The 11428-nt window shown below is 39.3% G+C and carries 11 protein-coding genes, 1 pseudogene and 1 riboswitch; of the genes and pseudogenes, 8 read left to right on the forward strand and 4 right to left on the reverse strand.

The window, feature by feature from the left end:
• Positions 1-156 precede the first annotated feature (156 nt).
• Positions 157-296, forward strand: a riboswitch (SAM riboswitch).
• A gap of 203 nt (positions 297-499) precedes the next feature.
• Both metK and asnB read left to right on the forward strand, forming a co-directional pair.
• Positions 500-1699, forward strand: coding sequence for a methionine adenosyltransferase (gene metK, locus V7659_RS15065; protein WP_335540694.1), 1200 nt, complete (start codon positions 500-502; stop codon positions 1697-1699).
• 248 nt (positions 1700-1947) lie between these two features.
• Positions 1948-3852: an asparagine synthase (glutamine-hydrolyzing) gene (gene asnB, locus V7659_RS15070; RefSeq protein ID WP_335540695.1), complete on the forward strand. Its 1905-nt coding sequence runs from the start codon at positions 1948-1950 to the stop codon at positions 3850-3852.
• Between the two features lie 43 nt (positions 3853-3895).
• On the opposite strand, the gene V7659_RS15075 is transcribed toward asnB, so the two are convergent.
• The gene (locus V7659_RS15075) at positions 3896-4408 is read right to left on the reverse strand and encodes a gamma carbonic anhydrase (RefSeq protein ID WP_335540696.1); all 513 of its coding nucleotides are present in this window, start codon (positions 4406-4408) and stop codon (positions 3896-3898) included.
• A 145-nt stretch (positions 4409-4553) separates the two neighbouring features.
• Between V7659_RS15075 and V7659_RS15080 the strand changes: the two genes are divergently transcribed.
• Both V7659_RS15080 and V7659_RS15085 read left to right on the forward strand, forming a co-directional pair.
• The gene (locus V7659_RS15080; RefSeq protein ID WP_335540697.1) at positions 4554-5357 is read left to right on the forward strand and encodes an alpha/beta hydrolase; all 804 of its coding nucleotides are present in this window, start codon (positions 4554-4556) and stop codon (positions 5355-5357) included.
• 5 nt (positions 5358-5362) lie between these two features.
• Positions 5363-6457: pseudogene (locus V7659_RS15085) on the forward strand (tetraprenyl-beta-curcumene synthase family protein).
• A 24-nt stretch (positions 6458-6481) separates the two neighbouring features.
• Here V7659_RS15085 and V7659_RS15090 read toward each other — a convergent pair.
• Together V7659_RS15090 and V7659_RS15095 are read right to left on the reverse strand one after the other, a co-directional pair.
• A complete protein-coding gene (locus V7659_RS15090) occupies positions 6482-7054 on the reverse strand; it encodes a class I SAM-dependent methyltransferase (RefSeq protein ID WP_335540698.1) in 573 nt (190 codons plus the stop codon).
• On the reverse strand, positions 7051-8016 hold the full coding sequence (locus tag V7659_RS15095) for a TIGR01212 family radical SAM protein (protein ID WP_335540699.1): 966 nt from the start codon (positions 8014-8016) through the stop codon (positions 7051-7053). Before V7659_RS15095 ends, V7659_RS15090 begins: the two co-directional genes overlap by 4 nt.
• 296 nt (positions 8017-8312) lie before the next feature.
• Here V7659_RS15095 and V7659_RS15100 point away from each other — a divergent pair, with 296 nt between their 5' ends.
• From V7659_RS15100 to V7659_RS15115, 4 genes are all read left to right on the forward strand, one after another.
• Positions 8313-8582, forward strand: a complete 270-nt coding sequence (locus V7659_RS15100; protein WP_335540700.1) for a YtzC family protein — start codon at positions 8313-8315, stop codon at positions 8580-8582.
• On the forward strand, positions 8579-8758 hold the full coding sequence (locus V7659_RS15105) for a hypothetical protein (protein ID WP_026563246.1): 180 nt from the start codon (positions 8579-8581) through the stop codon (positions 8756-8758). Before V7659_RS15100 ends, V7659_RS15105 begins: the two co-directional genes overlap by 4 nt.
• Before the next feature lie 299 nt (positions 8759-9057).
• Entirely contained in the window at positions 9058-9570 is a 513-nt protein-coding gene (locus tag V7659_RS15110) for a NapC/NirT family cytochrome c (protein WP_335540701.1), read from the forward strand.
• Between the two features lie 2 nt (positions 9571-9572).
• Positions 9573-11024 (forward strand): ammonia-forming cytochrome c nitrite reductase subunit c552, encoded by a 1452-nt coding sequence (locus V7659_RS15115; RefSeq protein ID WP_335540702.1) that lies wholly within the window; start codon positions 9573-9575, stop codon positions 11022-11024.
• A 61-nt stretch (positions 11025-11085) separates the two neighbouring features.
• Here the strand turns inward: V7659_RS15115 and V7659_RS15120 are convergent.
• A partial coding sequence (locus tag V7659_RS15120; protein WP_335540703.1) for a hypothetical protein occupies positions 11086-11428 on the reverse strand: 343 nt, incomplete at its 5' end.

The raw sequence follows: 11428 nt of genomic DNA on the forward strand, positions 1-11428 counted from the left end.
TTTATATATTTTAAAACTTTAATTGAAGATATAAAAAATATTTATAAAAGGATACTCTCTTACAACGTATTATTCCATTTTAATGAGGAAGATATTTCTAAAAAATTCATTGACATTGTTATCCAGTATGTTATTATTCTAAGTTGAACGGATACTCTCTTATCCTGAGCTGGTGGAGGGACAGGCCCAATGAAACCCAGCAACCTGCAGTATGAAAAGATTAACCACTTTAAAAGGTCCTTTTCAAATGCGAAGGTGCTAATCTGACGCAAGGCTATTGCCTTGAACGATAAGAGCGAAAGGCCCGAAACCAACCTTTCCTCTATGGTAAGGTTTTTTGTTTTGTATAAGTCCTTTTATGAAATGAGTCTCTAATAAAAATCCTTTGTTAATTACATACTAAGGGAATGAGTACCGTATCAAATTCTCGAGGTTTAAGAAGTATACCTGTAACCTTCAAAAAAAAACCTCGTGATCTCATAATATAGGAGGAATTCAGATGTCAAGAAACGTGCGTTTGTTCACTTCTGAATCAGTTACTGAAGGTCATCCTGATAAAATCTGTGACCAAATTTCTGATTCCATTTTAGATGCTATTTTAGCAAAGGACGCTAATGCTCGTGTTGCGGCTGAAACTTCAGTAACAACTGGATTAGTGTTAGTTGCAGGGGAAATCACGACATCTACATATGTGGATATTCCTAAAATCGTTCGTGAAACGATTAAAGGGATTGGTTATGATCGTGCAAAATACGGTTTTGACTCCGAGACATGTGCCGTTTTAACATCTATTGATGAACAGTCTCCAGACATTGCTATGGGCGTTGACCAGGCTTTGGAAGCACGTGAAGGTCAAATGTCTGATGAACAAATCGAAGCAATTGGTGCAGGGGACCAAGGTTTAATGTTTGGTTTTGCATGTAATGAAACGAAAGAGCTTATGCCACTTCCAATCTCACTTGCACATAAGCTTGCTCGTAAATTAACAGAAGTGCGGAAAGATAATGTTCTTGATTACCTTCGTCCAGACGGAAAAACCCAAGTAACGGTGGAATATGATGAGAATGATAAACCGGTACGGATTGATACCATTGTTATTTCTACTCAACATAACCCAGAAGTAACGTTAGAGCAGATTCAACGTAACTTAAAAGAATATGTCATCAACCCTGTCGTACCAAAAGAACTTATCGATGAGAAGACAAAGTATTTTATTAATCCAACTGGCCGTTTCGTCATTGGCGGACCACAAGGGGATGCAGGCTTAACTGGCCGTAAAATTATTGTTGATACGTATGGCGGATATGCTCGTCATGGCGGCGGTGCTTTCTCAGGTAAGGATCCTACAAAAGTGGACCGTTCCGCAGCTTATGCAGCACGTTATGTTGCTAAAAACATCGTCGCTGCAGGTCTTGCTGAAAAATGTGAAGTTCAGCTTGCTTATGCGATTGGTGTGGCACGACCTGTTTCGATTGCTGTTGATACGTTTGGTACTGGCAAAGTAGGCGAAGATACATTAGTTAATCTTGTTAGTGAAAACTTTGACCTTCGCCCAGCAGGTATCATTAACATGTTGGATCTTCGCCGTCCAATTTACAAACAAACTGCAGCATATGGTCACTTTGGCCGTACAGATGTAGACCTGCCTTGGGAGCGTACAGACAAGGTAGAGGCATTGCGAGCGCAAGCAAATATATAAATAGAAAGAGGGGAGTTACATACTACATGTAACTCCCATTTTTATTTGTACGTCTAATTACCTGTACATTGAATCGATAATTGCATAAAATGAAATGTTTATACAGGCCAAAAGAAGTAAAAAATGTGGATAGTAAATTTACCTATTGTTCTCAGTGCATTTTTTCAAAAAAAAGTGGTAGTATTAGAGAGTATGTTTTTTGGATTAAATCCTTTATTTAGGGATATTTAGAAGAGGTGAGGTACATAATGTGTGGCTTTATAGGTTGTGTACACGATACAACACAAAACTATAGTGAAGTACAAAAACAACAATTTAAAAATATGAACGATATTATCACTCATCGTGGACCAGATGACGATGGTTTTTATTATGATGATCATATTCAATTTGGATTCCGCCGTTTAAGTATCATTGATATCGAGAGCGGTCATCAACCGTTAACCTATGAAAATGAACGCTATTGGATTATCTTTAACGGTGAGGTTTATAACTATGTTGAGTTGCGTGAAGAACTATTATCTGAAGGTTTAACATTTGCAACAAGTTCTGATACGGAGGTTATTATTGCCCTTTACAGTCATTTAAAGGAAAAAGCCGTTGAAAAGCTGCGTGGAATGTTCTCTTTCGTTATCTGGGATAAACAGGAGCAAAGCCTTTATGGGGCACGCGATCCATTTGGAATCAAACCGTTCTTTTATTTTGAAGATGGTGACAGAACGTTTTTTGCTTCTGAGAAAAAGAGTATTTTATTGGGCCTTGAAAATGATGTGCTCAATTATGATTCTTTGCAGCATTATTTAACCTATCAATTTGTTCCGGAGCCAAACACGTTGTCTGATGGAATTAAAAAATTAGAACCAGGTCATTATTTTACCAAAAAAATTGGCTCTCCAATGGAAATCAAAAGATATTGGAAGGCACATTTCAAACCTGTTCAAAAATCAGAGCCTGATTTTATTAAAGAAATTAAAGATGTCCTCTTTGATTCAGTTAAAATGCATATGCGCAGTGATGTGCCGGTTGGTTCGTTCCTATCAGGCGGGATTGATTCTTCGATCATTGCATCGATTGCTAAAGAATTTCACCCTGCCATTAAAACCTTCTCAGTTGGCTTTGAGCATAATGGATTCAGTGAAATTGATGTCGCAAAAGAGACTGCAGAAAAGCTTGGTGTTGAAAATATCAGTTATGTGATTTCACCGCAGGAATACATGAATGAAATTCCAAAAATCATGTGGCATATGGATGACCCGCTTGCCGATCCTGCCTGTGTACCGCTATATTTTGTTGCTCGTGAAGCAAGAAAGCACGTAACGGTTGTTCTGTCTGGTGAAGGGGCCGATGAATTATTTGGCGGTTACAATATTTATCGTGAACCACAATCCTTAGAGGTATTTAATAAAATTCCAAGAGCGGGTAAAGTCCTTTTAAAAGGGATCGCGGGTATGATGCCTGAAGGAATGAGAGGGAAAAGCTTTATCGAACGTGGTATAACGCCAATGGAAGAGCGTTATATCGGCAATGCAAAAATGTTTATGGAAGAAGAAAAGCGGGAATTATTAAACGTCTACCGTGAAGGATTAGATTATAGGGATATTACAAAGCCTCTTTACGCGGAATCGCGGGGCTATGATCCGGTTGATCGGATGCAATATATTGATATTCATACTTGGATGCGCGGTGATATCTTACTGAAGGCGGATAAAATGACAATGGCTCATTCATTGGAATTGCGCGTTCCATTCCTTGATAAATCCGTTTTCGAGGTGGCTTCCAAAATCCCAACCAGTCTAAAAACAGCTCATGGAACGACGAAGTACATCTTACGTAAAGCCGCTGAAGGCGTCGTGCCTGCCCATGTGCTAGATCGTAAGAAACTAGGCTTCCCTGTTCCGATTCGTCACTGGTTGAAGGATGAAATGAACGAATGGGCCAAAAAAATCATCCGTGAAAGCAACACAGATCATTTGATTAATAAATCCTATGTACTACAATTGCTCGAAGATCACTGTCAGGGCAAGGCAGATAATAGCAGAAAAATCTGGACTGTGCTGATGTTTATGGTATGGCATCAAGTGTATGTGGAAGATGTCTATTCCTTTCAGAAGGATTATGCGTTAGAAAAAGCATTGCAAACATCGAAAAATTAATGAATAAAGCACCCAAGTTTCCTTGGGTGCTTTATTTTGGGTTTTAAGGTTGAATGGACTTATAATATTGCCCCTTCTCCGCATATTCTGTAGAGATTCTTACCATATCTTTAATGTCGTCAGGTGTTAATTCTCTAATAACTTTTGCGGGTCTGCCAAATGCTAAGGTATTAGGCGGGATTTTCTTTCCTTGGGGAACCAGACTGCCGGCCCCAATAAATGCACCTTCACCAATTTCAGCATTATCAAGGATAATCGATCCCATTCCGATGAGTGCTTTTTTTCTAATGATACAACTGTGTAAAATTACCTGGTGTCCAATGGTCACTTCATCCTCTAAAATTAGCGGGTTATTGGGACTTTGGTGTAAGATAGAATTATCTTGGATATTTACTTTCTTACCAATAATGGTTGGGGCTACATCTCCTCTTATGACAGTATTAAACCAGACACTTGATTCATCGCCAATTACAACATCACCAGTAATTGTCACATAGTCGGCAATATAAGCAGTATCCGCTATGTGAGGATACTTATCTTTATAAGGATAGATCATTCTTCTCGCTCCTTTTCCATGATGATATTATTTTATCGGAAGTAGGAGGCGATTAAAAATAATTCGTCTTTTTTGAAATAGTGAAATTTAGGTGTATTGGAAATTCATTCACTATTTGGTTATAACTACTATAGGGGGGAACACTATGTGGAAGTGGGAAGCAGAAGGAGAAGCGAAAGCAGTTATCGTGATGGTCCATGGTGCCATGGAACATCATCGCCGTTATGGCTGGCTAATCGAAATGTGGCGTTCAGCTGGATTCCATGTGATTATGGCAGACCTTCCAGGCCAAGGGATGACAACAAGGGCCAACCGCGGTCATATTCATTCCTTCGATGATTATATTTTTGAAGTAAAGGATTGGATTCAGGCGGCTTACCGCTATAATTTACCAGTATTCCTACTTGGTCACAGTATGGGAGGATTAATTTCAATCCGACTCTTACAGGAAGAGAGACTGAATGTTGCTGGAGTGATTCTTTCATCGCCGTGTTTAGGATTAGTTCACACCCCGTCTAAAATTCTTGATCTTCTTTCGCATGGTCTGAATATGGTTTTTCCTTCACTTCGGATAAATTCTGGATTATCGGTCCAAATGGCCACAAGAAACGAAGAGGTCCGTGAAGCAGATTCTAATGATACTCTTTATGTAACCAAAGTATCGGTTCGATGGTATCGGGAATTAGTGAGTGCCATGAAAGAGGCTTTTCAAGCGCTTGAAAAAACACAAGATATCCCCTTGCTTGTCATGCAAGCTGGAGATGACAAAATAGTCAATAAAAGTACCGTAAAAGAATGGTTCAATCACGTACCTCTTTCTGAAAAAAGATTTAAGGAATGGCCAAAATGCTACCATGAAATTTTTAATGAACCGGAGCGGGAAGAGGTATTTGAATATGCAAAGGATTTTGTTTATAGTCAATTAAAAGCAATCGGTTATATTGTTTAGAAAGGTTGTCGGTTTCAATGATGCCAATCACCCTTATGTCGAGGGTATACAGCAAAATACTTCCAGCAGTACACAAAGAATTGGCTTATTGGAAAAGCCGTGCAGAAAAAATCCCGAACGAGGAACTGAGGACTCAAGCCCTTGCAAGTATCAATCATAAAACATTCCATTGCGAGGGTGGAGCGATCCTTGCACTAACCGCTAAAGAGGATTATAAAAAAGCAATAAAATTTATTGTTGCCTATCAAACGATTAGTGATTATTTGGATAATCTTTGTGACCGGTCTACCTCACTGGACCCTGAGGATTTTGCAGCACTCCATGAATCAATGGCAGATGCGCTTGTCCTTAAAGCAGATAAGAAAAATTATTACCGGCTCCGTGAAGACCAGGACGATGGTAATTATTTAAATGATTTATCGGAGACCTGTCGCTCTGTCCTAAGAGATATTAAGAATTATGAAGAAATTAAAAATTATTTACTTGAACTATGCAAGTACTATTGTGAACTGCAAATTCACAAACATGTCATTCATGAGGAGCGGGTCCCACGCCTTGAAAAATGGTTTCAAGAAAACCAACACCACTTACCGGAAATGGAGTGGTATGAATTTTCAGCTTGTTCGGGTTCTACCTTAGGGATTTATTGACTTGTCTCCTACGCTCATCGTGATGATTTTCAGTTGAGTGATGCGGATAATATTCGAAATGGATACTTTCCATATATACAGGGCTTACATATTCTTTTAGATTATTTTATTGATCAAGAGGAAGACCTTATAGGGGGAGACTTAAACTTTTGTTCCTATTATCATAATGAGGAAATTCTGTTTCAGCGGTTGAACCATTTTGTCAGAGAAGCAGATCGTCACACGGAATTTCTTCCCCATAAAAATTTCCATCGTTTGATTAACCGAGGTCTGTTGGGAATTTATTTATCAGATTCCAAGGTTCGCAAACAGAAAAACGTTCGGAAATTAGCCAAAGGAATGATTAAAACCGGCGGTTGGATTAGCTATTTCTTCTATTTCAATGGTCTCGCCTACCGCTCCGTGCAAAAGTCAGTCCCAGCTTTTGTCACAAGGTTAATTTCAAAATAAAAACCAGGCACTTGGGCCTGGTTTTCATATTTTCTCAATTGCAATGATAAATGCTGGACTATTTTGTTGATTAATAAATTGGTATTGGAGCACATGTGCCGTTTTTTGGTCAATTTGGTGGCAATAATCAAGCAGGGCATCACGTTCTTCGGCACCGCCTTTGTGGCCATGATAAATAACGAGAACGATAATCCCTTCAGGAGCCATCATCTCCAGTAATTGTTGAAGGGCAGCTAGGGTCGTGTCAGGTTGTGTAACAATTGTTTTATCACTGCCAGGTAGATATCCTAAGTTAAAAATGGCACCAGTAACCTTACCTTGGCAGATATCAGGAATCAAATGAGAGAGATGCTCATGCCCAGATTGGAACAGTGTAACACGGTCTGATAGGCTTTGCTTGATTAAACGTTCCTTGCTTGCGGCAATTGCTTCCTCTTGAATATCAAATCCAAATACGTGGCCTGACGCTCCAACAAGTTCTGCCAAGAAAACTGTATCGTAACCATTTCCAACTGTCGCATCAATCACGACATCGCCAGGATGTACTGCTTTTTTTAGTAAATTTTTCGCAAACGGAAGAATCTTGTCAATTTTCAAGATTGTTTCACCAAATGACTTTGATAAAATTTCCCCTGGAAACTGTCTCTTTGCTTTAGTTCTGCATCAATCGCATTTAAGACTTCCCACTTGTTCACACTCCACATCGGACCAACCATTAAATCAATTGGACCATCACCTGTAATCCGGTGAACAATCATTTCGGGTGGTAAAATTTCTAATTGATCACATACTAATTTTACATAATCATCTTGGGACATAAACTCGAGTATTCCTTTTTCATATTGCTTGACCATGGGTGTTCCTTTTAACAAATGGAGCAAATGAATTTTTATTCCCTGAACATCTAATTTGGCAACTTCACGAGCAGTTTCCATCATCATGTCATAGTTTTCAAGCGGTAATCCATTAATAATATGAGAGCAGATACGAATCCCATGCTTTCTTAGCTTATTAACCCCATCTTTATAACACTGGTAGTCATGGGCACGATTGATGAGTATGGCTGTTCGTTCGTGAACTGTCTGGAGACCAAGCTCAACCCATAAATAGGTTCGTTCATTCAGTTCTGCTAAATACTCGACCACATCATCAGGCAGACAATCAGGACGTGTGGCAATCGATAAACCCACGACACCGTCCTGCTTTAGAACGGATTCATATTTTTCACGAAGTACATCTACTGGTGCATGGGTATTTGTAAATGCTTGAAAGTAGGCCATGTATTTGCCATCTTTCCATTTCGTGTGCATTTTTTCTTTAATATCATTGAATTGGGTTTCTAGGGGTTCGACTCGATTGCCGGCGAAATCACCAGACCCTGACGCACTGCAAAACGTACAGCCTCCGTGTGCAACCGAGCCATCCCGGTTCGGACAATCAAAGCCGCCATCAAGCGCAACTTTAAACACCTTATGACCAAATTCTTGGCGCAAGTGGTAATTCCAAGTATGGTATCGTTTATCATCAGAGGCATATATAAAAGGTCTCATCTGATCCAATCAGAAAACCTCCTTTAAGAAAATAGGCTGTGTTAAAGCTTATTGTTGATTTTGGCACCCTGTTGACTGGAGTGGAAATCAACAGGCCACTTTAACAGAGCAAAAAAATAAAAAGCGCATAACATCAATTTTATCATGATGCGGCCAGCTAATCCAAATGTAATTATTTACGGAACTCGCTGGTAATAATTATTCGACTGTTTATGTTATAGGAAAGAAAATGGAGAACAAAATAAGAAATGAAGCATTATGCTTCTCACACGGGGATTCCAGTTATTATAGAAGGGGGTTCTTAGATGGCTACTCGTGACTCTATGGACGATTTAATGCAACAGGTTGAGGACACAGTTCGCTTTGCTCAAGAACAATACAAACAAAGCAGTCTCCAAGAGCATTATAATGACGATGATTACACAAAGGCGCTGCAGCAGCTTGAAGATACTTATCAAGACATTGCCAAAATGGCACTTAGTGCAAACTCGCAGCAACGTGAACAGCTCCATAGAATGAGACTCCAGCTGCAGCAGCTTCAGAATACCATGGTTCTAGAGGGGGAAAACCTTTGAAAAAGCGTTCCAAGCAACAAAACCCTGAACAGAAAACACGGAATGGAATTAATAATCAAGATTTAGAGCTTGGGCAAGATTTCGATCTTGTTAAGCAAGCCAAGAAGAATTATGAAAAATCAGGTGGGCAGCCCGTAAAATCTAAATTCCACCAAGAAAAAGGCCAGTCCTCTTAAAGTAAGTAAGAATCCCTCAATTTTTTTCATTGAGGGGTTCTTTTTTTTTCAATATTTTTTCGGAAAAATATTGAAAAAAGTGCAAAAAATCACTTGGAATAACAATTTTACATTAAAAGCATCTTGAAAATAGAAGGAAAACCCCGTTCACAGGTTGGTAACAAGTGCTGTTATTTGTGTGATGTGCGTCACAGTTTTGCCCTTTTATATCATGGTTTAAATAAGGGTGTAGACTACTTAGAATTAAGGTGCAGAAGTACTAAAAAAAGAGAAAAAGTTATTTTATGGGAGGTGAAGGAATGGTTAAAAGATTTCTGAAATTGGATAAAAAGTTTTTAATTGTGCTGGCGCTGCTGATTGGTGTGTTTTTATCTTTTTCAACGGTTAAAACAATGGCCTACTTGGATTCTCCTGGTTTTTGTCAAAACTGTCATACGATGAAATCCGTGCATAAGTCATTTATGAATTCTACGCACTCGGATTTACAGTGTAATGACTGCCATCTGCCACATAAAAGTGAAGTGGGAAAATTATTTTTTAAAGGCCGCGCGGGGATGACACATATTTATTTCAACACACTCGGATCAAAGAAGATTCCGGATGTGATTGAGGCCACTGATCGCACTGAAAAAATCATGAATGACAACTGTAGTTCTTGTCACAAGAGTACGCTAAGTAATGTATCTCATGATGCAAAGGAAAAGTGTATATCCTGTCACAAAACAGTACCACACGGGAAAGGCTTTAAAGATGATAGTTATAATAAGCCACCTGTTTCAGGAGAGTTATTAGAAAATAAGGGAGGATTTTAGAAATGGGAAGGTTTCGATATGGGGCATATCTTCTCCTGCTAGCAATTGTTTTGATTATTACTGGGTGCAGCAACGAATCCAGTGAGAAAACGGCGTCTGCTGCAGGAAAGAAGACTACAGGCCTCTCAGCCGATGAAATTAGTAATGAAGCATTTAAGGACTTATTTCCACTTCAATATAATAGTTACAAAAAGAATGAAAAGATGGAAGATACTACTTATGGCGGTTCTGAAAAACGCAGCAAATTTGAAGCGGATAAAGAGCCTCTATTACCAATCCTTTTTAATGGATATGGATTTGCGACGGAATATAACGAAGAACGAGGACATACATACGCCTTAGAAGATATTCGCAGTATTCAGCGGATTACCGATAAATCGGTTGGCTCGTGTTACACTTGTAAATCAACGGCTGTTCCAAAAATGATTGAAGAAATGGGCGACCACTACTGGGGTGCCAATTTTAATAAAGATATTTGGCCAAAGGGTGAAGCGATGGGTCATTCCCCAATCGGCTGTTCTGATTGTCATGATCCAAAAACAATGGATTTGCGTGTGACTCGTCCGAGCTTTTATAAGGCATTGAAAGCGAAAGGCGTAGATACATCCAATCCAACCAAAAACGATATGCGCAGTTATGTTTGCGGCCAGTGCCACGTAGAGTATTATTTTGCGGCTGATAATAGTGAAGTGACATTCCCATGGACAAAAGGGTTTAAACCCGAAGAAATGTATGAGTATTACAGCACCATTGCTAAAGAAAAGGGATTTGAGAAAGATTGGATTAGTAATATATCTGGGACGCCGATGTTAAAGTCGCAGCACCCCGAATATGAAACACATTCATCAGGTACACACGGCAAGGCGAATGTTTCCTGTGCTGACTGCCATATGCCTTATGAGCGTGTTGATGGAAAAAGAAAAATCACCTCCCACTGGTGGACTTCACCACTTAAAACCATGCAAACTTCATGTGGTCAATGTCACGGCGACCGTGATTTAGATAAATTGAAGGACCGTATCCTTGAAATTCAAGAAGCAAATGTTAGTGCATTACACGAAGCACAAGATATTTCTACAACATCACACTACTATGTAAATAAAATGATTACTTCTGGTGTGAGTCAAGAAAAAATCAAGCAAGCGCAAGAATATGTTCGTAAGGGTCAATGGTTCTGGGATATTATCGCAGCTGAAAACTCTGCCGGTTTCCATAATCCACAGGGTTCGATGGATTCCTTAAGAGAATCAGTTGTCCAATCCAACAAAGCAGTCCGACTTGCCACAGAAGAGCTTGTTAAAAAAGGCGTTGACATGGAAGTAGTAGACAAGGAAATTGAAAAAGTGAAAAAGGCAGTTTTCGACGAAAAGGATAATGGGAAGAAAAAAGATGCGGCTGTGAATAGCTACTTCCCTGCGCAAGCACCGGTAGTACCAGCAGTACCAAAGAAATAACCTTAAAAATTGTGGTCAGGAAAACACTGTTGCTTTTTTGTGGCAGTGTTTTCTTTTTTTCTTATGTTTTTTTTGAGGAGAAATTGAGTTTGGCGGAATCTTCATTAGATTTGGCGGAATAAACGGGAAACTTGGCGAAATCCCATCGTAGTTTGGCGGAATAAATAACAAACTCGGCGGAATCGTGGATCAATTCAGCGGAATCCAATCTAGTTTGACGGAAACCTGAATCAATTAGTGGCACCACAAAATCTGCACACCACCCCACACTGGAAAACAAAAAGCATTGCGCCCCGCTAGAAAAAATAATAGAATATATCCTTGGTAATTGAATTTGTAATATGTAAAGGGGCGTTTTATACATGCCACGTGCCTTATGGCTCTTAATAATAGGGATGGTCGTT

The organism is Neobacillus drentensis (assembly GCF_036966985.1).
Taxonomy (GTDB): domain Bacteria; phylum Bacillota; class Bacilli; order Bacillales; family Cytobacillaceae; genus Neobacillus; species Neobacillus drentensis_E.